18 protein-coding genes and 2 tRNA genes are annotated in these 23,883 nt (G+C 52.1%); 3 read left to right on the top strand and 17 right to left on the bottom strand.

Annotation, left to right across the window (positions count from 1 at the left end; translation table 11 throughout):
* Positions 1-80 precede the first annotated feature (80 nt).
* Positions 81-716: a GNAT family N-acetyltransferase gene (locus tag LK536_RS52685; protein ID WP_120056773.1), complete on the top strand. Its 636-nt coding sequence runs from the start codon at positions 81-83 to the stop codon at positions 714-716.
* 104 nt (positions 717-820) lie between these two features.
* On the opposite strand, the gene LK536_RS52690 is transcribed toward LK536_RS52685, so the two are convergent.
* The 6 genes from LK536_RS52690 to LK536_RS52715 all read right to left on the bottom strand — a co-directional run bounded on the left by LK536_RS52690 (position 821) and on the right by LK536_RS52715 (position 6,872).
* Positions 821-1,198 carry an MGMT family protein gene (locus LK536_RS52690; protein ID WP_506092229.1) on the bottom strand — a complete coding sequence of 126 codons (378 nt, stop codon included), beginning with the start codon at positions 1,196-1,198 and terminating at the stop codon, positions 821-823.
* 180 nt (positions 1,199-1,378) lie between these two features.
* Positions 1,379-2,074 carry an L-ribulose-5-phosphate 4-epimerase gene (locus tag LK536_RS52695; protein WP_008722423.1) on the bottom strand — a complete coding sequence of 232 codons (696 nt, stop codon included), beginning with the start codon at positions 2,072-2,074 and terminating at the stop codon, positions 1,379-1,381.
* A gap of 128 nt (positions 2,075-2,202) precedes the next feature.
* Positions 2,203-3,810, bottom strand: a complete 1,608-nt coding sequence (locus tag LK536_RS52700; protein ID WP_227796904.1) for a xylulokinase — start codon at positions 3,808-3,810, stop codon at positions 2,203-2,205.
* Positions 3,811-3,882: 72 nt separating this feature from the next.
* Positions 3,883-5,379 (bottom strand): L-arabinose isomerase, encoded by a 1,497-nt coding sequence (gene araA / locus LK536_RS52705; protein ID WP_008722420.1) that lies wholly within the window; start codon positions 5,377-5,379, stop codon positions 3,883-3,885.
* The gene (locus LK536_RS52710; RefSeq protein ID WP_227796905.1) at positions 5,366-5,764 is read right to left on the bottom strand and encodes a hypothetical protein; all 399 of its coding nucleotides are present in this window, start codon (positions 5,762-5,764) and stop codon (positions 5,366-5,368) included. The genes araA and LK536_RS52710 overlap by 14 nt, the downstream gene beginning before the upstream one ends.
* Before the next feature lie 13 nt (positions 5,765-5,777).
* Positions 5,778-6,872, bottom strand: coding sequence for a GntR family transcriptional regulator (locus LK536_RS52715; protein WP_227796906.1), 1,095 nt, complete (start codon positions 6,870-6,872; stop codon positions 5,778-5,780).
* A gap of 539 nt (positions 6,873-7,411) precedes the next feature.
* On the opposite strand from LK536_RS52715, the gene LK536_RS52720 reads away from it, so the two are divergent.
* A complete protein-coding gene (locus tag LK536_RS52720) occupies positions 7,412-8,254 on the top strand; it encodes a DegV family protein (RefSeq protein ID WP_227796907.1) in 843 nt (280 codons plus the stop codon).
* A gap of 339 nt (positions 8,255-8,593) precedes the next feature.
* Here LK536_RS52720 and LK536_RS52725 read toward each other — a convergent pair whose 3' ends face one another.
* From LK536_RS52725 to LK536_RS52770, 10 genes are all read right to left on the bottom strand, one after another.
* Positions 8,594-9,616 (bottom strand): ABC transporter permease subunit, encoded by a 1,023-nt coding sequence (locus LK536_RS52725; protein WP_227796908.1) that lies wholly within the window; start codon positions 9,614-9,616, stop codon positions 8,594-8,596.
* On the bottom strand, positions 9,616-10,668 hold the full coding sequence (locus tag LK536_RS52730; RefSeq protein WP_034576169.1) for an ABC transporter permease: 1,053 nt from the start codon (positions 10,666-10,668) through the stop codon (positions 9,616-9,618). The genes LK536_RS52725 and LK536_RS52730 overlap by 1 nt, the downstream gene beginning before the upstream one ends.
* On the bottom strand, positions 10,668-12,182 hold the full coding sequence (locus LK536_RS52735; RefSeq protein WP_008722414.1) for a sugar ABC transporter ATP-binding protein: 1,515 nt from the start codon (positions 12,180-12,182) through the stop codon (positions 10,668-10,670). The genes LK536_RS52730 and LK536_RS52735 overlap by 1 nt, the downstream gene beginning before the upstream one ends.
* A 130-nt stretch (positions 12,183-12,312) precedes the next feature.
* Positions 12,313-13,410, bottom strand: coding sequence for an ABC transporter substrate-binding protein (locus tag LK536_RS52740; RefSeq protein ID WP_025482826.1), 1,098 nt, complete (start codon positions 13,408-13,410; stop codon positions 12,313-12,315).
* A gap of 175 nt (positions 13,411-13,585) precedes the next feature.
* Complete coding sequence (locus tag LK536_RS52745) at positions 13,586-15,169, bottom strand: sensor histidine kinase (RefSeq protein ID WP_040381482.1); 1,584 nt, start codon at positions 15,167-15,169, stop codon at positions 13,586-13,588.
* Complete coding sequence (locus LK536_RS52750; protein WP_227796909.1) at positions 15,124-16,752, bottom strand: response regulator; 1,629 nt, start codon at positions 16,750-16,752, stop codon at positions 15,124-15,126. The genes LK536_RS52745 and LK536_RS52750 overlap by 46 nt, the downstream gene beginning before the upstream one ends.
* 155 nt (positions 16,753-16,907) lie before the next feature.
* Complete coding sequence (locus tag LK536_RS52755) at positions 16,908-17,864, bottom strand: alpha/beta hydrolase (RefSeq protein ID WP_227796910.1); 957 nt, start codon at positions 17,862-17,864, stop codon at positions 16,908-16,910.
* Between the two features lie 167 nt (positions 17,865-18,031).
* A complete protein-coding gene (locus LK536_RS52760) occupies positions 18,032-21,796 on the bottom strand; it encodes a sensor domain-containing diguanylate cyclase/phosphohydrolase (RefSeq protein WP_227796911.1) in 3,765 nt (1,254 codons plus the stop codon).
* A gap of 59 nt (positions 21,797-21,855) precedes the next feature.
* Positions 21,856-22,215: an Hpt domain-containing protein gene (locus LK536_RS52765; RefSeq protein ID WP_008722405.1), complete on the bottom strand. Its 360-nt coding sequence runs from the start codon at positions 22,213-22,215 to the stop codon at positions 21,856-21,858.
* 247 nt (positions 22,216-22,462) lie between these two features.
* Positions 22,463-22,546 (bottom strand) — tRNA-Leu (locus LK536_RS52770).
* A 196-nt stretch (positions 22,547-22,742) separates the two neighbouring features.
* On the opposite strand from LK536_RS52770, the gene LK536_RS52775 reads away from it, so the two are divergent.
* Positions 22,743-22,826, top strand: a tRNA-Leu gene (locus LK536_RS52775).
* A gap of 53 nt (positions 22,827-22,879) precedes the next feature.
* Here LK536_RS52775 and LK536_RS52780 read toward each other — a convergent pair.
* Complete coding sequence (locus LK536_RS52780) at positions 22,880-23,710, bottom strand: class I SAM-dependent methyltransferase (RefSeq protein ID WP_025482832.1); 831 nt, start codon at positions 23,708-23,710, stop codon at positions 22,880-22,882.
* Between the last annotated feature and the right edge of the window lie 173 nt (positions 23,711-23,883).

Here is a 23,883-nt window from a genome sequence, read left to right on the forward strand (position 1 = left end):
TTTACAACACAGCGTAGAGAGTTGGAAGACTTTCATAACTATTTGTGCCGCCATCCGAAGGCGGCGGAATGGAGATTTATATGATTAAAATCAGAAATGAAGAAGCAGCAGACTACAGGACAGTGGAGGAACTCACAAGAAAGGCTTTTTATAACATATACATCCCAGGGTGCGCCGAGCACTATCTTGTGCATGTCATGCGTTCCCACGAGGACTTTCTCCCGGAACTGGATTTTGTAATCGAAGACAACCATCAAATCGTAGGGAATATCATGTATACAAAATCCTGGCTGACCGATGAGGCCGGAGAAGAAAAAGAAATCCTGACCTTCGGCCCGGTATCCATACTACCTGAATACCAGAGGATGGGATATGGGAAATCATTAATGGAACATTCCTTTAAAAAGGCCGTTGAACTCGGCTACGATGTGATTGTAATATTCGGGAATCCCGGTAATTACGTCGGACGTGGCTTTAAAAGCTGTAAAAAGTATAACATCTGCGCTGAGAACGGAACTTATCCCGCAGCGATGATGGCAAAGGAACTAAAGCCAAATGCTTTGGACGGCAGGAAATGGTTCTACCGCGACAGCCCTGCCATGAAAATCGATGAAGAAGAAGCCCAGCGCTTTGACCAGGGATTTGAAGGGATGGAGAAAAAGTACCAGGCGAGCCAGGAAGAATTTTACATCCTTTCCAACGCCGTCATACAATAAACATCCCATCTGCGGCGCCGGACCGGAGCCGCCGGACCAAATTAACTCTATATAATGAAGTATGCAGATTGAGACCAGAGTGACGGATAACCGCTACTCTGGTCTCAGATTTTCTCCCTTTCAAATTGCCTCAGAAGCATTTCTGCTTCCATCATGGTATTCTTCCAGCCAAACTCCTTTAAATCCACCCTGTTATCCCCGGACACCTTCACGCCCTCTTCCTCCAGAAGGCGTCTTTGCAGTCCCGGATAATCGAAGCTGGCCGCACCGCTCAGATACCCCTGCCCGTTAACCACCCGGTGGGCAGGAACCGGTCCGGAGAGGTCATTCCTCAGGGCATACCCAACCTGACGTGAATTCTTTGGCCTGCCACAGAGAAGGGCAACCTGCCCATAGGATACCACACGTCCCTCAGGAACAGCCCTCAGCACGATTCCTACCCGGCGGTAAAAATCCATGTTTGTCTTGCCTGCATTTTCCATATACATATTATCCAATCCGCTTCTTCTCATGTGCACACTATATCAGCATCATCTAATCCGCACTACCTAATCTGCACTTCTGAATCCGCACTTCCGATTCCGCACTTCCAAATCCGCATCGCGGCGTACACACCGCGATGCGCCACTCAACAATCCCGGGCGTGTTTGAAAGTCCATTCCCTACTTATGTCCCTGTCCATAATAAGCATTCGGTCCATGCTTACGCATGAAATGCTTATCCTGCAGCCACTGGGGCGCCGGTTCCACCTGGCGGTTCAGCATTTCCGTCATGAAGTTCATCTTAGCCACTTCCTCCAGGACCACCGCGTTATGCACTGCCTCAGCCGCATCCCTGCCCCAGGTAAACGGCCCATGGTTCTTGCACAGCACGGCCGGGATATACACCGGATTCTTACCCTCAAAGGTCTCGATGATGACCTTGCCCGTATTCATCTCATACCCTTCCTCAATCTCCTGGGCGGTCAGGTTCCTTGCGCACGGGATTTCCCCATAAAAATAGTCCGCATGGGTGGTGCCATAACAGGGAAGCGCCCTTCCGGCCTGGGCCCAGGCAGCCGCATGAGGGGAATGGGTGTGCACGATGCCCCCGATTTCCTTAAATGCCTTGTACAGCTCCACATGGGTCGGCGTGTCGGAGGACGGGTTCATATCCCCCTCCACCTTATTGCCGTCCAAATCCATTACCACCATATCCGATGCCTTCAGCTTATCATAATCCACACCGCTGGGCTTAATGACAAAAAGGCCTTTTTCCCGGTCAATGCCGCTGACATTGCCCCAGGTATAGGTAATCAGCCCTCTCTTAGGCAATTCCATGTTCGCCTCATATACAATCTGTTTCAGTTCCTCTAACATTTTTGTTCCTCCGTCATTTTCAACCGTATCCAATCATCCATATCCAGGCGGCATCTCAGGGCGCGTCTAAACATTGTTTTCCGTCACCCCGGCCGCCCGCAGCCCTTGAAGCCCTTCTATCCTGTTTCCTATCTCATATGCTCCACAGCAGCCCGCTCAACGGCAAGGCCCTCTGCATACCGCTCCATGAATGCCTCAAATCCTTCCACATCTTCCTTAACAGGTTCCACCGTGATGCCCTTATCACCGCCAAAGACCTTATCTGCCAGATATGCATCCAGTGACTCGCCCACTTGCCGGTTCTTCATATAGGATGCCAGCAGAGCGATTCCCCATGCGCCGCCTTCACCGGCCGTCTCCATGACGGACACCGGGGCGTTCATTGCGCCTGCCAGGATCCTCTGTCCCACGCCCTTTGTCTTAAACAGGCCGCCGTGTCCCAGAAGGGTATCCACCTTCACATTTTCCTTCTTTAACAGGATATCCATGCCGGTCTTAAGGGCGCCCAGGGAAGTATACAGGTGCACCCTCATGAAGTTGGCAAGGTTAAACCTGCTGTCAGGCATACGCGCAAACAGCGGGCGTCCCTCCTCAAAGTGGGTGATGTGTTCTCCTGAGAAATAATTGTACGCCAGCAGTCCGCCGCAGTCCGCGTCCCCTTCCAGCGCCTTGTTGTAAAGCTTCCCGAACAGGTCATCCATATCCACCTTCATGCCCATTGTCTGTGCAAACTCCCTGAACAGGTTTACCCAGGCGTTCAGGTCGGACGTACAGTTGTTGCAGTGCACCATGGCCACCATATCGCCTGCCGGCGTGGTTACCAGGTCAATCTCAGGATACACATGCTCCAGCTCCTTTTCCAGCACCACCATGGCAAACACGCTTGTACCGGCGGAAACATTGCCCGTACGCACCGCAACGCTGTTGGTGGCAGCCATCCCGGTCCCCGCGTCCCCCTCAGGCGGACACATGGGGATGCCGGCTTTCAGGTTTCCGGACACATCAAGCAGCTTTGCGCCTTCCTCTGTCAATACGCCCGCATCCTGTCCGGCCACCAGGGCCTTTGGAAGAATGTCCCTCAGTTTCCATGGGAAATGCTCCCCTGCCACCAGTTCATCAAACTGGTCAATCCGCTTCTGGTCAAAATCCTTTGTATGGATGTCCACCGGGAACATGCCTGCCACATCGCCAATACCAAGAACCCGCTTCCCGGTCAGCATCCAGTGCACATACCCCTCCAGTGTAATGAGATAATCAATATCCTTTACATGTTCCTCCTTATTAAGGATAGCCTGGTACAGATGGGCAATGCTCCATCTCTGGGGTACATTGTACTGGAAAACCTGGGTCAGCTTCTCAGAGGCAGGCCCTGTAATGGTATTCCTCCATGTGCGGAAGGGAACCAGCAGCTTCCCATCCTTATCAAAGGCCATATACCCGTGCATCATGGCGGAAAATCCAATGGAACCAATGGTGGTAAGGGTCACGCCGTACCTTTCCTTCACATCAGCCGCCATCTTTGAATAACAGTCCCTGATTCCATTCCATATGTCCTCCAGGGTATAGGTCCAGATGTGGTCCACATACCGGTTTTCCCAGTCATGGCTTCCAGAGGCAATGGGCGTATGGTCCTCCCCAATGAGCACTGCCTTGATCCTGGTGGAGCCCAGCTCGATTCCCAGCGATGTATTTCCCTTTTCGATTCCTTCCTTAACTGCATTATGATCTAAACTCATGAATTACCCCTCCTTCATTGAAACACCGGGAGCCGCAGCCGTCATCCCGGCTGCGGCTTCACCCGCGTTTTCCTATCTGTAAGCCGCTGCGTTCCAGCGCAGTTCATTTTTCAGGCCCCGGATGGTTGTATCCTTGTCAATATACACAACCTCAATGCCCATGGAATCTGCCCAGTCGCCCATCTGCTCCGCCGTCAGGTCATAGGAGAATGCCGTATGGTGGGCGCCTCCTGCCAGGATCCAGGCTTCTGCCCCGGTTGCCAGGCTTGGCTCCGGTGTCCAGAATGCGGTTGCAACCGGAAGCTTAGGCATTGCCTTTTCCGTCTTCCTGCATTCCACATCATTGATGATCAGGCGGAACCTGGTTCCCAGATCCACCAGCGAGGTGGCGATTCCGTGACCCGTCTTGGAAGTGAACACCAGTCTTGCAGGGTCTTCCCTGTCACCCATGGACAGCGGGTTCACCTTGATGCTGATATCCCCGTCGGCAATGGACGGGCAGACCTCCAGCATGTGCGCTTCCAGGATGCCCTCCTTACCCGGAACCAGGTTATATGTATAATCCTCCATAAAGGATGTGCCCTTGGCATCCTTCACTCCCTGGGCCATGATCTTCATCAGCCTTACCATGGCAGCCGTCTTCCAGTCGCCTTCCCCGCCGAATCCGTAACCCTTTTCCATCAGTCTCTGGATTGCCAGGCCGGGAAGCTGCTGCAGCTCGCCTAAATCGCCGAAATGTGTGACAATCGCATGATAATCCTTCTCAACAAGGAACTTCTCAAGGCCAGCCTCAATCTGGGCCTGGACAGCCACATGGCGCTTAAATTCCTCGGGGTCCCTTCCCTCTAACAGGATGGTGTACTTACTGTAATACTCATCCAACAGGGCCGTGATATCCCCCTTTGGAACTGCCTTCACATATTCGCACAGCTCATTCACAGGATATGCATCCACTTCCCAGCCAAACTTCATCTGGGCCTCAACCTTATCGCCCTCGGTAACAGCAACATTCCTCATGTTATCGGCAAATCTTGCCACCCTTACATGACTGCTCTCCATGATGCCCACCGCGGTGCGCATCCACCCGGCAATGCGTCCCTGCACCTTCTCATCGCTCCAGTGTCCCACAATGACCTTGCGCTCAATACCCATGCGGGTAACCATATGTCCGTATTCCCTGTCCCCATGCGCGGACTGGTTCTCATTCATGAAATCCATGTCAATGGTGTCATAGGGAATCTCCTGGTTGAACTGTGTATGGAAATGCATCAGAGGCTTCCGAAACTCCTGAAGTCCCAGGATCCATGACTTGGCCGGTGAAAATGTATGCATCCATGTGATGACGCCCGCGCACTCCTCATCAGAATTAGCTTCATTAAAGGTCCTGCGGATCAGTTCATTGGTAATCAGGGTTGGTTTCCACACCACCTCATAGGGCAGGATACCCGACTGGTTCAGGTTGTCTACAATAATCCTGGAATGCTCCGCCACATGCGCCAGGCATTCATCCCCATACAGATCCTGTGAACCGGTACAGAACCAGAACTTATAACTTTTAACTCCTATCATTTCCATCGTCCTCCTGAATATTTATTATTTTTTCGGTGTCATCTGCCTCAGGCGTTTCCTCCGCAGCTTCTTTTGTCCCATCAGCCGCTCCCGCATCCTCAGCCGATTCTTCGTCCGTCTGCGTTTCCCCTCCATCAGCACGTTCACCGTTTTTCACATAATCACCTTTTATAAGCTTCATTCCAGACCAGACAGCCAGTCCGGCCCCCACTGCAAAGAAAAACGCAGCACATCCCAGCTGGTAAATCTTCCCGCCCTCCACGGGATTAAGATAAATCTTAAATAAATCATGGGCCAGATACACCAGATACCCTCCTGCAATCAGGCGTATGACCACCGTTGCCTGAAGAGGTTTTGCGCCTCCCCTGTCCTTCCCTTTCTCCATAAGCCGCCTCCTTTTAGCTGCCACTGCCAAGTATCTTCACGGAAGCCCGTTCCACCACATCTGAATCAAACAGGTAATTCCCGTCAAAACACGGATTCTCAATCATCTTCACAATATTCTCCGCCGCCTTCCTGCCCAGTTCCTCCATAGGATAGGGAAGGGATGTAATCTGCACATCGGCCAGTGTGGAAAGCTCGGAATTATCAATGCCAACCAGCGATAACTGGTCCGGTATACGGATTCCCCGTCTTTCGCAGATTCCGGAAAATATATACGCCACCTCATCGTTATAGCACACAAGGGCCGTACAGTCCCCTATCCTGCTAAACAGATAGTCCGACCAATATTCCATATCCACCAGATCCTCTGAATCAATCCATACCACATTGCGGTCCTTTGCCCTCAGTCCGGCTTCCTGCATCCCCTGCATGAACCCTTTATACCGAAGGAGTCCCTGGCCGTCATCACACTTGAAAATGCCTCCAATCCGCCTGTGTCCGGCCTTCACCAGATATTCCACAGCCTTCCTTCCCACCCGGACATCATCCATGGCCACATAGGGCAGCCCCAGTTCCGGATAATTGCTGTTAAAGAAAAGGACAGGTATCTGCCGCTTCATCAGTTCCCTGTAATAATGCAGGTTGGGATTGGGCAGGGCGCTCTTGGCCGGTTCCACAATCAGCCCGTCAATGATATCCTTATCAATCAGGTTACTTAATATCTCCTGCTCCCTGCCAACCCGGTTGCCTGTAAATGCAATCTGGGTCGTATATCCCTTCCCGGACAGCACGCTCTCAATCTCCCTTAACACGGTGGGGAACACGTAGCTGTCCACATACGTACTGATGACAGCAATATTCATATACCGCTCCCGGCGTCCCTGCCTGACTTCCCCGCCCACATAGGTCCCGCTGCCCCTGACCCTGGTCACCAGCTTCTGCTGTCCTAAAAGGTCAATGGCATGGCGGATTGTCTGACGGCTCAGCCCAAACCGCGCACTAAGCTCATTCTCCGAGGGAAGCCTGTCTCCCGCCTTCAGCTCCCCGCTGTTGATATTATCAACAATCCAGTTATAAACTGCCTTATACTTAGGCTCCTGTATCCCCATAAGCATCCCTGTTCCTTTTCCTTATCCATCCCCCGGTCACGCCTGCATCCATCTAATCCTGATTCCCGAGTCTTAGGGCGTGATTCTCATGTGTCAGCCATCAATCGTCAGTCCTCAGTTTTCGACCATCGACTACCAACCACCAACCACATCACCAAGTCTCATACCACCAGGCCTACACCACCAGCACTTCTGTACGTACAACTTGTTTCATGCTAACAATCCATTTATTTTTTGCCATCTCACAACATCCAACGAATCTTATCACCCAGCCCATGCACTCATCAGTACTTTTCACTGATTCTACCAGAAATTCCCCAATCAATTCCGTTCATTTCCCCAATAAATCCTCTATACTCCTACTATACATTTTTCATTCATCATTGTCAATAAGTATTGATAACTTTTTTAATCTCCCAAAATTTGTACGTACAACTTTGCTTATAAATTACACTCCTATCACCTTTCACCTTGACACAGGCCATATATTATGAGATACTTTAATATATAGTTTTAAATACTACATACGGAGGTGTTGTATGAAGACTGCAATATTAATTGACTCTGGCTGCGATGTATCAGAAGAGCTGCTTCAGAGATACCACATGAAGGTGATGCGCCTTCATGTCATTTACCCGGAAGGGGATTATGTTGACGACATGAACATCACGGCTGAAACCGTTTATCAGCGTTTCCCCCGTGAGATTCCCATCACATCCACCCCCAGCCCCCAGGAAGTACAGAGCATGGCAGAAGAAATCAAAGCAGAAGGGTACACCCATGTCCTGGCTTTCTGCATATCCAGCGGTTTAAGCGGAACCTACAACACGGTATGCTGCGTCCTGGAGCAGGAAAAGGACCTGACCACCTTTGTCCTGGACACCCGGAACATATCCTTTGGCGCCGGAGTCCTGGCTGTCTGGGCTGCCATGGAATTAGAAAAAGGAAAAACCTTTGATGAACTGACGGAAATACTTCCTGAGAAAGTCAAGGATTCCAAAGTATTCTATTACATGGATACACTGACCTACCTGCGCAAGGGCGGCCGAATCGGCCTGGTCACCTCCGTGGTAGGCAGTATGTTAAACATCAAGCCCATCATCTCCTGTGATGATGACGGCGTTTATTACACGGTTGCCAAGATACGCGGGGCAAGACATGGGCAGTCCAGGCTGTTGGAAGAAGCCCGGGCATTTGCCGGCAGCGGTCCATGCCTGACCGCACTGTTAAACGGCCAGGGCCAGGAAGCTGCCAATGCCCTGCGTCCCAGGCTGATTTCAGGCATTCCAAGTGGACATCTCATCATGGAGAAATCCATCGTCCCCTCCATGGCCGTCCACACCGGTCCGGGCCTGGTAGGCATCGGAATCCTACGCCTCTAACCACCATTGAAACAATTGACCTGCCTTCCTGGCCATTTGGCCCATATCCCGGCCGGAAGTCCCCAGTCCGCGGAGGACGCCAGGGCGGGCGGCGGTTTGGGCGCATTGTGGAGGAGGCCGCAGCTTCTTAGATTCTGGCAGGCGGAAAGACGGGGGTGGATTCCTGCATCAAAGCAAGAATCCAAGGTGCTCTGAGCTGAGAAAGTCCATCAGGATTTCTCAGCGAATAGCACCGGTCCCCCGTCTTTCCGCCTGTCAGGGTCTTAGGGCATGTCTGAAAATTCATTCCCGCCCTCTGCACGCCCACCTCCGCGGACGCAGCCTCCGCACACCCATCCCTTACTTACTCTTCCTCTTAAACGCCGCAATCAAACTCTGCAGCACAATAAAGAAACAAAGCAGCGCCGCAATGGTAATCCTTACCCACCAGGAAGACAGCGTCCCCTGGAAGGTGATAAATGATTCAATGGTACCTTTAATCAGCACTCCGAACAGGCTGCCGATTACATTTCCCACACCGCCTGTAAGAAGGGTCCCGCCGATTACAGATGATGCAATGGCATCCATCTCAAATCCCTTGGCCTGCTCCACGAAACCGGAACAGGTATTCATGCAGAACAGGAGTCCCCCAAGTCCGGCCAGGAAGCCATCCAGTATGTAAGCCTGAAGCTTGATTTTCCTGACATTCAGGCCCAGAAGCAGGGCTGACTGTTCATTTCCGCCGATGGCGTAGATGGAGCGTCCGAATTTCGTATATTTCAGCACCACGAAAATCAGCAGGAGCACCACAAGGGCAATGATGACACTGGGATAGATATAAGGGTATATCATGATTCCCTTCTTGTTCAGGTATCCCCCAAAGGGCAGGTACATCTTAAAGGTTGCAATGGATTTAAACGTTTCGTTGTTAATGCTTATCATCTCCTGGCTGATGATGGAGGTCATGCCTCTTGCAAAGAACATGCCTGCCAGGGTCACGATAAAGGGCTGGATTTTCAGGTACGCCACCAAAAAGCCCTGCACCAGGCCGAACACACAGCCTGTTATGAGCACGATGATGATTGCCGGAACCGCGCCGATTCCCGCCTTTTCCATCATCCATGCCAGCATCATGCATATGAGGGCCACCACGGAGCCAACGGAAATATCAATGCCGCCCGTAATCATGACAATGGTCATGCCGGTAGCCACCACAATCAGTCCGGCATTGGAGATGAACAGGTTCAGGAAATTCTGTACCTTTGCAAATCCGCGGTCACCGAACATGATGATACCCACAATGTACATTGCAAAGAACAGTACGATAGTCACGACCAGCAGGAAGGAGTTGCCGTCCAGTTTTTTCTTATTGCTGTTTTTCATTATGCCGCTCCTCCTTCCACTGTCTTGGATGTATGTTTTGCAGTCATGCGCTTTTTCAGTTTCCTAAGTTCCTCAGACTGTACCGCCACGATCAGGATGACCACGATTGCCTTATACACGGGAATCTGGTCGGAAGGCACGCTCATGGCGTACAGGGTGGTGGTCAGGGCCTGGATGGTATAGGCGCCGATGACGGAACCCAGCAGAGAGAACTTTCCGCCTCCCAGTGAATTTCCGCCCAGGGCAACCGCCGCAATGGCGTCCAGTTCCATGTTAAGGCCGATGTTATTGGCGTCCGCGGAATAGATACGGGAGGATGCCACCAGTCCTGCAATGCCTGCGCACAGGCCGCAGAACGCATAGGCCAGCCAGATGATCTTGGTGGATTTAAGTCCCACCAGCCGTGAGGCCCGTTCATTGATGCCCACTGCCTGTATATACATGCCAAGGGCCGTCTTCTTGAGAAGCACATAGGTCAGGGCCACCACGATCACAGCCACGAAAATCGGGGTTGGGATGGGGATTCCCGGAATATTGTTGCCCAGAAGCTTATATGCGTCCACACGGATATATGTAATCTGTCCGTTGGTGACCAGCTGTGAGATGCCGCGCCCTGCCGTGAACAGGATCAGGGTCGCCACCATGGGCTGTATCTTCAGCTTCGCCACCAGGAAACCGTTAAAGCAGCCGCACACAACCGCCACGGCCAGGCCTCCCAGGACCGCCAGGATATAAGGGTTGGCATATTCATTGACCGACACCTCCCCTGCCGCAAGGATGCGGGTGCACACAGAAGCAGCCACCGCCATCACGGCGCCCACGGAAATATCCGTACCAGCCGAGGCGGACACCACCAGGGTCATGCCCACAGCCAGCACTACCAGCTCGCTGGCACGGTTGATGACATCGATGATGTAGCCGTAGAGGACTCCATTGGTAATGGATATCTTGAAAAATGTAGGCGTGGTTATCAGGTTGATCAGCAGTACGATGAGCAGACAGGACAGCGGGAGAAAAAGCCGGTATCCTGTTATCTTCTTCACTTTTTCCATTATTCTTCCCCTCCTCCTGCAATTGCCTTCATGATGGAATCCTGGCTCAGCTCGCCCTCTGCCAGCTCCCCTACCTTCTCGCCGTCACGCAGGACCGCCATACGGCTGCAGGTGCGGAGCATTTCCTCAATCTCTGAGGAAATGAACACCACGCTCATCCCATCTTCAGCCAGCTTAAGTACCAGCTTCTGTATCTCTGTCTTGGTTCCGATGTCAATACCCCTGGTCGGCTCATCCAGTATAAGGAAATCCGGCTGGGTCAGAAGCCATCTTCCCAGGATTACCTTCTGCTGGTTGCCGCCTGACAGCTGCTTGATGGGTGTCTCCCTGTCAGCCGTCTTGATCTGGAGGATATCAATGTATTTATCCGTAAATTCTTCCTGTTCCTTTTTGGACATCAGCTTGAACATGCCCTGTTTGGCCTGAAGGGCAATGATGATATTCTCACGCACGGACAGGTCGGCGATGATGCCTTCCTCCTTGCGGTTCTCGGGCAGGTATGCCATTCCCTGCATCATTGCATCGATGGGTGTGCTGGCCTTTAACTTCTTCCCCTTCACGGTCAGCTCCCCGCTGTCAGGCTTATCCGCTCCGTAGATGACCCTGACCAGCTCGGAACGGCCTGAGCCCAGAAGTCCTGTAAGCCCGATGACCTCGCCTTTATGGATATCCAGGTCAAAGGGCTTGATGGTCCCCTTATGTCCCAGCCCCTTGGCGCGGATGATCACATCCTCCTTTACCGTGGAAACGCCTTCCTTCTTAATGGCTGCCAGGTCATCAAAATCCTTACCCATCATCCTGGCCACCAGCTGTACCCTGGGCAGTTCCTCTGTCTTAAACTCACCCACCAGGGTTCCGTTCCTGAGGACCGTTATCCTGTCGCAGACCGCATACACCTGTTCCAGGAAATGTGTCACGAAAATGATTCCAATCCCCTTATCCCGCAGCTGGCGCATCAGCACAAATAATTTCTCCACCTCACCGTCATCCAGGGAAGAGGTTGGCTCATCCAGTATCAATACCTTGGCCGACATATCCACTGCCCGGGCAATGGCTATCATCTGCTGGATGGCGATGGAGTAATTCTCCACTGCCGCCGTCACATCAATGTAGATGTCCAGGCTCTTAAGCAGTTCCTGTGCATTCCTCTTCATGGCCTTCCAGTCAATCATAGGCCCAAGTTTTGGCTCCCTGCCGATATAGAGGTTCTCTGCCACGGACAGGTTGGGACAGAGATTGACCTCCTGGTACACTGTGCTGATTCCATTTTCCTGCGCTTCCTGGGGCGACCGGTTGATGATTGTGCTGGACGAACCATCAATTCGGATTGTGCCGGTCTCAAATTCCTCCACACCGGTCAGCACCTTTATCAGCGTAGACTTCCCGGCACCATTTTCACCCATAAGGGCGTGAATTTCGCCTTTCCTCAAAGTAAAATCCACATTCTGCAGTGCCTTTACACCGGGGAAATTCTTATTAATCCCCCGCATTTCCAAAACAACGTTCTGCTCCATGCGATTTCCGCCTTTCTACCGTTTTCCGCCCCATCCACAGGGCACGTTTTTGCTGTCTGCCTGGCCGCCAGGCCCTAAAAGGGGGAGAGCCGTGAAACGACTCTCCCCACCGCCTTTCCTCTAATGGCTATTAATAAGCACGCTCAGCCTTGATGGCTTCCAGATCCATGGATGTATCGAAGTAAGCCTCGTCTACATACTGGATTTTCTCAACCGTCTCGCCTTTTTCCAGCTTCTTGATGATTTCATCCACACGTGGTCCGTGAAGTGGGTTACACTCAAATGCTGCGTTTAAGTCGCCTGCTATCATTGCGTCAAATGCCGCCTTAACCGCGTCGAAGGAGAAGATGATGATGTCACCATCAGGTCCGCAGGTCTTGCCTGCTGCCTTGATTGCATCAATTGCGCCGAATGCCATGTTATCGTTCTCAGCCACTACCACATCGATATCATCATAGGATTTTAAGAAGGATTCCATGACTTCCTGGCCCTTGGCCTGTGTGAACTCACCGGTCTGCTTATCTAACATCTTCCAGTTGCTGTGCTGTGCAAGGATGTTTGCAAAACCGTCCGTACGGCCAACCTGTGCGGATGCGCCGATGGTTCCCTGAAGGGTTACGATATTGATTTCCTCATCGCCCCTGCCCTGGTCCTCTAAGTACTTAGCCAGCCAGTTGCCTGCGTCCTCACCTTCCTTGATGAAGTTGCCGCCAACCCAGCACTCATATAAACTTTCATCCACATCCATCATACGGTCGGACAGGATGACCGGGATCCCAGCTTCCTGTGCTTCCTGAAGGACTGCTTCCCATCCGGTCTCAACCACAGGCGCTACTACGATGTAATCAACATCCTGCTGGATGAAGCTTCTGATGGCCTTGATCTGATTCTCCTGTTTCTGCTGTGCATCATCGAAAATCAGCTTATATCCGTTTGCTTCCGTAAATGTGGATTTAAAGGACTCTGTGTTTGCTGTCCTCCAGTCAGACTCAGCTCCGACCTGGGCATATCCAACCACGATCAGGTCATCTGAAGATGCCGCCTCAGCTGCGGGAGCCTCTGTGTCAGCCTCAGGAGCCGCTGTTGTGTCAGCTGCAGGAGCTGCGGTTGTCTCTGCTGCGGGAGCCGCTGTTGTTGCGTCAGCTGGTTTGCTTCCTCCGCCGCACCCTGAAAGCAGGGACGCTGCCATTGCTGCACCTAATACAACACTTAATGTTTTCTTCCTCATAATACGTAAACCTCCTTAGATTTGATGTTTTGTTTCCCCTTGTTGATGGTTATATGATACCAGTTGTAAATAACAAAAACAACGGAATTTCTCCGTTGTTTTGTACACGATTTTTCGAATTTTCACAGTTTGTTCATACTTCCGGGTGTTTTTTTACGAAAAAAGGGGGAATTTTTTAAACAGCCTCATATTCCATGTCCAGAGGGATGCATACCAGCGCAGTGGTCCCCTCTCCCTGGACGCTGTGGAATTCCAGGCTGCACCGCCCTCCATAGTTAAGCCTCAGCCGTTCCGCCACATTGAACAGCCCGAACCCGCCCTTGGAGGCTGACCCGTTCCTGTCCGAAGGCCGGTCCCCGCCCTTAAGCTTGCGCTGCACCGCCTCCATTTCCTCCTGCGTCATCCCGGCCCCATCGTCCCGGATCTCGAAGACAGCCATGTCGTCCCTGGCATATCCCCGGACCCAGATATGCCCCCTGCCCCGTTTGTTCTTAATGCCGTGGTAGAGGGCATTTTCCACAAGAGGCTGCAGGGTAAGCTTGAGTATGCGGTACTCTTCCAGGGATTCATCCAGCGTCACTTCATAATCCAGGATATCCTGGTAGCGGATTTTCTGAATCTGCAGGTAGCTCTCAATATGGCCCATCTCCTCCTTGATGGTTATGAAATCCTTGCCCCCGCTTAAGGTGGTCCTGAAGAATTCGGACAGGGAGGTAACCATGTCCACCACCTCCCGGTTCTGCCCTCCCTCTGCCAGCCATACAATGGTGTCCAGGGTGTTGTAGAGGAAATGCGGATTGATCTGCTCCTGCAAAAGCTGCAGCTCCATGACCCTGCGCTGGTTCTGCTCCTGGCGTATATCCTCAATCAGACGGCCGATTTCCCCTTTCATATGGTCAAAGCTTCCGGTGAGGATAGCCAGTTCATCCCCTGATTCAATCTTCGGCCCCGAGGTAAAGTCCCCCCGCGCCACCCGTTCTGTCTCATTGCATAATTTCTGGATTGGCTCCGTGACGCTCTTTGTTATCCTGCGGCTGAGGATCAGGCCCAGGCCCAGGATCATCCCCAGGAGGCTCAGGCTTACCACCATGGCCGTGCGTTCCTGGCGTTCCAGCTGCCGCTGGATCTCCTGCACATGAAGCGTCTCATAGTAGATGTATTCCTGGCTCTGTTCCGCGATATCCTCTGTCAGCATATAGACTCCCATGTCCAGAAGCTGCATGTTCTTGTCATAGCCGCCGTAGGGAAGGTTGTCCTCTATCTCATTGACCCTGTCCTCCAGCTGGTCCAGGCAGTGGATGATCCAGGTAATCCTGCGCCGGTTCCCATCATCCGTGGTCCGCTTTAAGAGCTGGCGGTACACCTTCCTGGTGGAATTAATCATCTCATGGGGATCCTTTATCTGTTCCCATCCGTATGGCCTGTCCTCCTCAGGCATATCATGGATATCCTGGTAGGTCATGGTGCCGATTGCAATCCGGTACATGGTGTAGTCCAGGTCTTCCCGGAAATACGCCATGCTGTTGTTCACATCCGTGATGTTGACAATGCTCTGGTTATAGGCATTGCAGAACTTCACCACAGTGGCCATAAGATAGATGACCAGCACGGTCAGCGGGATGATGATGATGAATGTCATGGTGTTCAGCCTTTTTTCCAGGGGAAGGCGGTCTAAAAGCCGTTTTTCCCTTTCCCGGAACTGTCCGGGCGCCCTCATAAGCGCTCCCTGCTTCCTGCCCGGTACTCTTTTGGCGTGCATCCCACTGTCTTCTTAAACAGATATCCGAAATAGTGGGAATCCTTATACCCGACTTCATAGCCGATTTCAGTGGTTTTCATGTTGGAGCACATGAGCAGTTCCTTGGCCCGCTCCATCCTGACGCCGGTCAGGTATTCCACAAAGGTCACGCCCATCTCCTGGCTGAATATGGAGCTGAAATAGCTGGGACTGATGTTCACCCTGGCAGCCACCGTGTTAAGGGAAATCTCCTCCTTGGCATAGTTCTCACGGATGAACGCCCTGGCCTCCTCCAGCACCTGACTGTATTTGCTGGCTGTCTGGCTGTCCCGAAGGAGCATGGTCCCCTCAAACAGACGGATCAGGCTCTCCTTTAAGGCCGTAATGGAGTGGCTTTCCTTCAGCACCATATCCATGTCAGCCACTCCCTCGGGAAGCTTTAACATATCCATTCCCAGTTCCTCCAGGAAGGTGCGCGCACACAGATAGCAGTCCATGATGATATACTGGCGGAACATGAAGGACTGGTAATTCTTCTCACCCACATTCTGGAAATATTCCTCCACAAAGCCCCTGGCTTCCTCTGATGTCCCCTGTTTCAGGAAATTCTCCAGGGTTTTCCGGTTTACTTTGGAGCCGTCCACCGAATGGATATCAATGGGTTCCCCTGTGGCGGAAAACATCTGCTCCATCTGATTGTAATCCACCACCTGGTTCATTTCCGAGAAAAAGCGGCAGGCAAATGCCTGGCTGGCCTGCTGGTAGGACTGCTGGAGATCCCCCAGCCGGTTGACACAGCTCCCGATACTGCCAAAATACTGTATGTCCCTGTATGTATGCACCAGTTCCCCCAGACGGACCGCGCATTCCTTCATCCTGCGCCCCACCTCCTGCTCGGACTCCCCGGTCAGGATAAAGGCCCAGCCCTCGTCCCCCCGGTCAAATACAAGGATGTGGGACCTTCCCTCCATATGTTCCTCAATGGCCTCCTGGCAGGAAACCACCATGTCGGACCATATGCTGGAAGGGCCGGAAGGAACCAGCTTAAAAAGCATGAGCTGGTAAAAGGAGGCCGACAGCTCCAGGCCCAGCTCCTCCCCCCGTTCAAAGGCCTCCTTAAAGTTGATGCGGCTGGTCACCAGATCCTTGAACAGGCGCTGGCGCTCCAGCACCGTGTTCTCCGCCATCTCCAGGCGGTAGCGCTCCAGCATCCCCTCCTCTTCCCTCTCTTTCTCAATCACATCCGCCACCTTTTTCACTGCCTCCAGCAGTTTGGACGCGGTAATGGGCTTTAAGAGGTAATCCGTGACCCCGATGTGGATGGCCTGTTTTGCATAGTCAAACTCATTATAACCGCTGAGGATGATGATCTTGATTTTGGGGAATTCCTTTTTCACCAGCTCTGAAAGCTCCAGTCCGTCCATGAACGGCATGCGGATATCCGTAATCAGGATATCCGGCTGCGCTTTCTTTATCATGGGATACGCCAGTTCCCCGTCGCTTGCCTCACCTGCGAACATGAGGCCCTCCTTTTCCCACGGAATGTTGTTCTTGATGCCATTGCGCATGACAACCTCATCTTCCACAAGAAATACCTTTATCATAACCTGCCCGCCCCTCTTATGCAATTCAGTCCCGTACATCCCATTTTCCTGCTGCCAGGGTATGTACGGTCCGATTGTTTGTTGTTACTTAGTATAGAATATAAGCAGGTTAATTTCAAGATGTTTCCTTTTTACCTGAAAAACCGGGGCCGCTGTTATCTGTTTTTCCGGTTTATCCACTCCGTGGAAACATCCATCGCAGCCCTGCACGCCCTGGTCTGGTCCAGGGAATTGAGCATGACAAAATCATGGATGATGGCCTGGAAGCGGATGGCGGTCACATCCACCCCGGCTTCCCTCAGGCGCCTGGCATAGGCCTCGCCTTCATCCCGGAGCACATCGGCTTCCCCATTGAGGATCATGGCAGGAGGCAGCCCCTTTAACTGGTCCCTTACAGCCCTGAGCGGGGATGCTGTTATCTGGTTCCTGTCCTTCTGGCACATGGTATACTGATTCCAGAACCACTCCATCCCGGCCCGGTACAGATAATATCCTTCCGCAAACTCATGGTAGGTACATGTGTCAAAGCAGGCATTGGCCACAGGATAATACAGCAGCTGCTTCTGGATGGCCGGCCCTTTCCTGTACTTTGCCATGATTGTCATCACCGTGGCCATATTGCCTCCCACGCTGTCCCCGGCCACGGTCAGCGTTCCCGGATTGGCGGTAAAGCCCATGGACCGGACCAGTTCCGGCACCATGCACAGCACGCTGTAGCACTGTTCAATGGCCACAGGGTAACGTGCCTCCGGGGAACGGCTGTATTCCGGGAAGATAAGCAGGGAACCGGTCCTGGACGCCAGCTCCCGCACCAGCTTCTCATGGGTATGATAGCTGCCGAACACCCAGCCGGCGCCGTGGATGAAGAAAATCACATTGGACAACGCCGGCGTATTGCCCGGATTCACCAGGTAAACCGGTATCGTCCCCCATCTTCCGGTATTGACACTGACCCGGCTTACCTGGGCAGGATATTTGTACACCGGACTGTCCTGGGCCGTTTCTAATGCCATCCTTCCCTGGGCAGGGGGAAGTTCAAATATAAGGGGCGGTTTGGAATTGGCCTCGCAGACAGCTTCCGCTGCCGGTTCTAACGGTACGCAACGTTTCATATGGTAACTCCTCTTGGCGCCGCCGGGTGTGGACCAGGGATACAATACCCCCAGTGCACGGGGGGTTGGCCCCGGTACACTGAGGGTATCCGGCTATTGATACCAGGCGGCACCTGTTTCTTTATAATCAGGATATTCCGTTCCTTCCATATGTGCCCCTGAAAATCTTAATTCTTTGTTATTTCCTCCCGGCCTTCCTTATACTTGGTGATATCATGGCATGCAAGAAGGCAGGCGTCCCGCTTTCCCCAGCGGATCAGGGAGGCATCCGCCAGCGACCATACCTTAAGGATTGGGTTATATACCTCCAGCGTACAGTTGATTTTCTGTCTAATATCATTCATCGGACATTTGATACAAGGCTCATCCCTGCAGAAAAACGCTTCATGGCAGCGCATCCCCACCCTGGAATCCGGGGCAATCCCGTGGGTCTTCTCATTGATGTAGAGAAGCTCCCTTGTCTCTGCATCCACCACATATATCCATGAATTCTGGTGGTCCAGCACCGTGCGCAGATCCTCCGCCAGCTCCATGGCATTGTCCTGGGCCCTGCGCTTTAGAAGGAACAGAGACAGCAGTTCGGAGATAAATGACAGGACCTCTATCTGGCTGATGGTCCACATGCATTTGGACGTACAGTCGTCAAAACCCACCCAGCCCTTAAATTCACCATTATCCTTGATTGCGCACTGGAGCATGGACTGGATTCCCTGGCTGGCCAGATTCTCCCTTATATCCTTCGGGAGCTTGTTTATGTCATCACAGTAGAGGATGCCCCTCTCGTTGAAAAAGCTTTTATAATCCACGCTCAGACCGGCGTATGGCATGTCCTGGAGCATATCCTTCTGGGACTTGATTCCCTCCCTGCACCATTCAAATGTATTGCTGTAGGACCGGCCGTCTTCTGAATTCTCAAATATATAGGCACGGCTTACCTGAAGGCGTTCCCCCAGCAGCTCCAGCACATTCTCAACCGCCCGGTCCAGCTGCACCGCCTTGCTGAAGATATTAAAGGCCCGTGGAAGGAGGTCGTTCAACACCACTTCACTGCCTTCCTCCGATTCGATGGTCGTGTTGGCAGCTGTCTGTCTTGGGGCATTCTGGCCATATGCCTTATTCTCCATGGACTGTTCATAAATCTGGTATTGTTTTTTGCCGCAGGCCTTTGCATGGTACAGGGCCACATCCGCTTTTTGGAACAGGGTCTGGAAATCCTCCCCATCTTCCGGGCACACTGCAATTCCCGTGCTGCATGTAATACTGCATTCCTTGGGCAGTTCCTCCAGGACCCGGTCAAAGCATTCCAGGATACGGTCCGCAACCACCCGCACCTGGTCCCCGTTCAGCACGCCCTGGAGCAGGGCCATGAACTCATCCCCGCCGATACGCGATACAATATCGCTGCTTCTGAACAGACGGGAGAGCTGGGCCGCAATCTTGGTAAGCACGGCATCGCCGAACATATGGCCGTACATATCATTGACCAGCTTAAAGTTATCAATGTCAATGATGAACAGGGCAAGCCCTTCCCCCTCTTCCCGGTTCACCAGCATGTATTCAATCCTCTGGCGGGCAGAGGCCTTATTGTACAGCTTGGTAAGGGTATCCCGTTCAGCCCTGGCCTTCAGTTCCTGGGCCGCCATTTTCTCGTCATTGATATCTATCACGATCCCGATTGCCTTGCACGGCCTTCCCTGGTCATCAAACTGCATGGTTGCCCTGAGCTTGCACCACTGGTAGCGGCCCCTGGAATCCGATACCTTGAACTCCAGCTCCCCGTAACGTCTGCCGGAGCGCATTTCCTTAATGAATGCCCCAAAGGGGGCCATATCCTCCGGATGGAGATGGGATATCTTGGGTATACGCTCCGATGCCCTGGTTGAGATGGGATCGTATCCGAACTTTGTCTTCCAGTTAGAGGAATAGGCAACCGTATCTGTTTCCACATCCCACTCAAAAAAGATATCGTTGGTCTGTTCCATGACGATTTTATACCGCTCCAGGCCAAGGCGCAGTTCCTCCTGGGCATGTTTTGTCTGGTTGATATCAATGACCACGCTGTAAAGATACTCCTGGCCCGACCGGTCCGTCATCAGGCAGCCCTTGGTCAGCACCCAGTTGATGCATCCATCCGCGTCAATCACCCTGTGCTCCAGCTCAAACTCACTTCCCCTGTTCAGCTGGTCCAGCAGTTCCTTCTTAACACGTCCCCTGTCCTCCGGATGGATGATTTCCAGATAGCGGTCATTAAACTTACTGCGGATGGCATCCCTTCCATATCCCATGAATCCATCGTCAATATCAAGGATGGTAAACCACTGGTCGTTGCGGTAACGGGAAATCCCCTTTAATATCTGATGGAGGATCCGGCTGTCATCTTTATCCTCAGGAACAGCCTGTTTCCCTTCCCCAGCCGAATCCTCCTCCAGGGCCTTCCACAAAAGCAGGGCCTTTCTCTGGCGCGGATGCTCCGTATCAATCCTGAGGATGGTCAGCTCATACCAGCACCAGCCCAGCCCTTCCCTGACACGGTGCTTCCAGGACTGCTTTAACAGTCCCTGCGCAAAGAACCCGGGCATTTCCTCCTTCCATGCAATCTGCATGTACTCCCGGTCTTCCGGTTTGACCATCTCGGAAATATACCGTTCTGCCGCATCCTCCAGGCGCTCTCCCTGAAAGGCACGCTTAATCCGGAGATTGGGCGCATATACCAAGTGATAGCTTCCCGAAGAAAAATCCACCTCGGCCACCATCGTATTCTCATAACGCAGCATGGCCAGGTATTTCAGCTGCTCCAACTGAAGCGCGCTGATGCCGTTCTCAACCGCAGCCTGCTCCTGGTCCTGCATGTTAAGCGGGTCCCCAAAGGGCACATTGCCGTCGGCATACTTCTGGCACAGGGCGGACAGCACCGGCAGCATCGGCTTAAAGCATTCCATCAGCCTGGGGGAGTATGTGCCGCATTCCCCATTGAGGATCATATTGGCGGCCTGCTGGTAAGGGATTGCCTTCTTATATACCCGGTCCGAAGTCAGGGCGTCAAATGCATCCACCACCGACACGGCCTGGGCGCAGACCGGGATTGAATCCCCGCAGAGTCCTTCCGGATATCCCTTTCCATCCCACCGTTCATGGTGATAGCGGCAGATATTATAGGCATACTGCAGATATTCCTTGTCACTCATCCTCCCCAGGCTTTCCAGTATCTGGCATCCCTTGGTGGTATGGGTCTTCATCACATTGAACTCTTCCGGGGTCAGGCGCCCGGGCTTGTTGAGGATGCGGTCCTCAATGGCAATCTTGCCAATGTCATGGAGGGCTGAGGCAGATGCAATCACCTCAATCTTATGCTGGTCCAGTCCATATTCCGGACAGTTTTTGGCCAGTTCCTGAAGAAGGACCTTGGTAAGAAGGCGGATCCGCTTTATGTGCTGGCCCGATTCCAGGCTCCTGTACTCAATGACAGAGGACAGGGCGTCCACCAGCACGTCATTGGATTCCTTCAGCTTATGGGCCTGCTGGTCCACCATGTCCTCCAGGTTATGCTTATGCAGGTAAAGCTCAATGATATTATGTACACGCCGCTTCACCACATGTGGCTCAAAGGGCTTTACAATGATGTCCGAGGCGCCCAGGTCAAAGGAGCGCAGTTCCCCTTCCAGGGAGTTATCTGCTGTAATGACCACCACCGGCACCTCACCCAGAAGTCCGCTGCCCCCCATCTCCTTCATGACCTGATATCCATCCATAACAGGCATGACCACATCCAGCAGCATGATTGCTATATTGCTGTGATACTGCTTCAGAAGCAGAAGGGCCTGTTCTCCGTTCTCAGCTTCCAACAGATGATATTCTTCCTGGAACAAACCGCTCAGTATGACCCGGTTAACCTCCATATCATCTACTATCAGAATCGTATCTCGCTGACGCATGTCAATTCTTCCTCTCTACGGATCCCCGTGAATCCGCACTTCCGTTCCATGGAGTATTTTTAAAGAAAGCCTTTTTCCAGAATCCCGCAGATTTCATCATATGCGGTTTTCAGGTCAGGAAAAGTCCCGGCCGCCGCCCCATAATCACCGCCCCTTATCAGGTTCACCATCTCAGATGAAATATCATAAAGCTTTGTAAGCCCCAGGTTGGCCGTCAGCCCCTTAAAGGTATGGGTGGCTGTCAGGGCCTTCTGCTCATCCCCTGCCGCAAATGCATCCGACACCATCCCAAAGGTTGGGTCGGATAAAAACTTATTAAGGAACCGCTCATAAAGCCCTGAATTGCCGCTGAACCGCCTCACTGCGCCCTCTGTATCCACCCCAGCCTCCTGAAGTGTAAGTATTGTATTTAAATCCATAATGCCTCCTTCTACCGGAACCGGACATGAGCGATTCCCACACTGCCGCCGGTTTTATATACACATCGTCTGATCTGTCACTCTCAGGTCATATGTTCTTATCCACATGTTTTCATTTTAGCATATCCCATCCCAAATTACACCTGTATTTTGTAAAATCCCGGGCCTGTCCCAAGGTGTGTCCGGAACCACATGCGCAGAAAAAAAGGAACCTTTGCAATCCAGCAAAGATTCCTCTTACAAATAGTGCGGGAGATGGGACTTGAACCCACACGATCATACAACCACTAGATCCTTAGTCTAGCCTGTCTGCCAATTCCAGCACTCCCGCAACACGAATGATAGTATATCACAGAGTTTTTAAATTGGCAACTATTTTTTGAAATTTTTTCTAATTTTTTTTATGTATGTTTTATGCGCAATAAATTTGGTAATCACAGGAAATTTTTTTGAAAATAGTGTTGACAAAAAGGCCAACCTATCTTATAATAACTTTCGTTGCCTGAGACAACAGCCTGGCATCAGACGCAGAAGTGGCGGAATTGGCAGACGCGCACGGTTCAGGTCCGTGTGGTAGTAATACCTTGAGGGTTCGACTCCCTTCTTCTGCACTTGCAGGAAAAACCCGGATTTCAATTATGGAATCCGGGTTTTTTGTTTACTGTCACTTCATAGCCAGGACACAGATCGTATCATCTGCATCTTCACATTTTTTACCGGCAACATTGCCGTAGAACTGTATCCGGCCAAATCCGGCCTTCCTCAGATCCCGTTCCAGCTCTTCAAATGTAAAGGTATGCTCCCAGATATTATAATAGGCGGTTCCATCTTCCATCCCAACCACATACTGGTTCAGGAATGTGTTGTCCTCATCATACCGCCAGAACGAATGGAGCAGCAGGTATTGTTTCTCATGCCAGAAACCATTTTCCTCCACCTTCCAGTCCCTGGTTTCTTCCATCCCGCTGTATCTTACCGGTTTGAACACATCGAACAGCAATGCGCCTTCCGGGGCCAGGGAATCGTAAATGCGGGCCAGCAGCGTCATCCGCGTATCCCGGGCCAGCACGCCAAAATCACAGTATATCAGGGTAATCAGGTCATAACAGCCCCCAAGGCCGGACGCCGTATAGTCCTTCCGGCAATATTGGATTGCCAGACCCTTCTGTCCGGCCGACTCACGGGCGAACCCGATGGAGCGCCTCGATATGTCCACGCCGGTCACCTCATACCCCTTATGGCAGAACAGTTCAGCATAAATACCCGGACCGCAGCCCAGGTCCAGAAGCCTCCTGTAACGTTCAGGCGGAAGCAGGGATGCAATCCACCCTGCGGATTCCCTTACAAAATCCATCTTCCTTGTTGCGGAATCGAATCCTTCATCCAGATGCGCGGCCAGCATCTGCTTTGATATATGTGGGTCATCCCACATATTCACAGGCGAGGCCTCATATAAAGCTGGTTTTTCTTTTAACATTTTCAATAAATTCTTCATGATATCCTGTCCTTTCAATTTGGATTACGGCAGCTTACGGTAACTATGGGGATTAAAAAAACTGTGGAAGAATCCCACAGTTAATGTTAAATCGTATTAACGCGGAATTCCTGATAATCATGCTGGCACGACAACAGAACCTGTGGATACAGGCCTTGTCCCTTATGCAGTTC

The sequence above is a fragment of the Clostridium pacaense genome, assembly GCF_020709765.2.
In the GTDB taxonomy this organism is placed as follows: Bacteria; Bacillota; Clostridia; order Lachnospirales; family Lachnospiraceae; genus Enterocloster; species Enterocloster hominis.

Bases quoted from the DNA above. Each gene is read 5' to 3' on its own strand.
- LK536_RS52685 (WP_120056773.1), top strand. From the start codon at position 81: ATGATTAAAATCAGAAATGAAGAAGCAGCAGACTACAGGACAGTGGAG.
- LK536_RS52690 (WP_506092229.1), bottom strand. From the start codon at position 1,198: ATGGAAAATGCAGGCAAGACAAACATGGATTTTTACCGCCGGGTAGGA.
- LK536_RS52695 (WP_008722423.1), bottom strand. From the start codon at position 2,074: ATGTTAGAGGAACTGAAACAGATTGTATATGAGGCGAACATGGAATTG.
- LK536_RS52700 (WP_227796904.1), bottom strand. From the start codon at position 3,810: ATGAGTTTAGATCATAATGCAGTTAAGGAAGGAATCGAAAAGGGAAAT.
- araA (WP_008722420.1), bottom strand. From the start codon at position 5,379: ATGATAGGAGTTAAAAGTTATAAGTTCTGGTTCTGTACCGGTTCACAG.
- LK536_RS52710 (WP_227796905.1), bottom strand. From the start codon at position 5,764: ATGGAGAAAGGGAAGGACAGGGGAGGCGCAAAACCTCTTCAGGCAACG.
- LK536_RS52715 (WP_227796906.1), bottom strand. From the start codon at position 6,872: ATGGGGATACAGGAGCCTAAGTATAAGGCAGTTTATAACTGGATTGTT.
- LK536_RS52720 (WP_227796907.1), top strand. From the start codon at position 7,412: ATGAAGACTGCAATATTAATTGACTCTGGCTGCGATGTATCAGAAGAG.
- LK536_RS52725 (WP_227796908.1), bottom strand. From the start codon at position 9,616: ATGAAAAACAGCAATAAGAAAAAACTGGACGGCAACTCCTTCCTGCTG.
- LK536_RS52730 (WP_034576169.1), bottom strand. From the start codon at position 10,668: ATGGAAAAAGTGAAGAAGATAACAGGATACCGGCTTTTTCTCCCGCTG.
- LK536_RS52735 (WP_008722414.1), bottom strand. From the start codon at position 12,182: ATGGAGCAGAACGTTGTTTTGGAAATGCGGGGGATTAATAAGAATTTC.
- LK536_RS52740 (WP_025482826.1), bottom strand. From the start codon at position 13,410: ATGAGGAAGAAAACATTAAGTGTTGTATTAGGTGCAGCAATGGCAGCG.
- LK536_RS52745 (WP_040381482.1), bottom strand. From the start codon at position 15,169: ATGCACGCCAAAAGAGTACCGGGCAGGAAGCAGGGAGCGCTTATGAGG.
- LK536_RS52750 (WP_227796909.1), bottom strand. From the start codon at position 16,752: ATGATAAAGGTATTTCTTGTGGAAGATGAGGTTGTCATGCGCAATGGC.
- LK536_RS52755 (WP_227796910.1), bottom strand. From the start codon at position 17,864: ATGAAACGTTGCGTACCGTTAGAACCGGCAGCGGAAGCTGTCTGCGAG.
- LK536_RS52760 (WP_227796911.1), bottom strand. From the start codon at position 21,796: ATGCGTCAGCGAGATACGATTCTGATAGTAGATGATATGGAGGTTAAC.
- LK536_RS52765 (WP_008722405.1), bottom strand. From the start codon at position 22,215: ATGGATTTAAATACAATACTTACACTTCAGGAGGCTGGGGTGGATACA.
- LK536_RS52780 (WP_025482832.1), bottom strand. From the start codon at position 23,710: ATGAAGAATTTATTGAAAATGTTAAAAGAAAAACCAGCTTTATATGAG.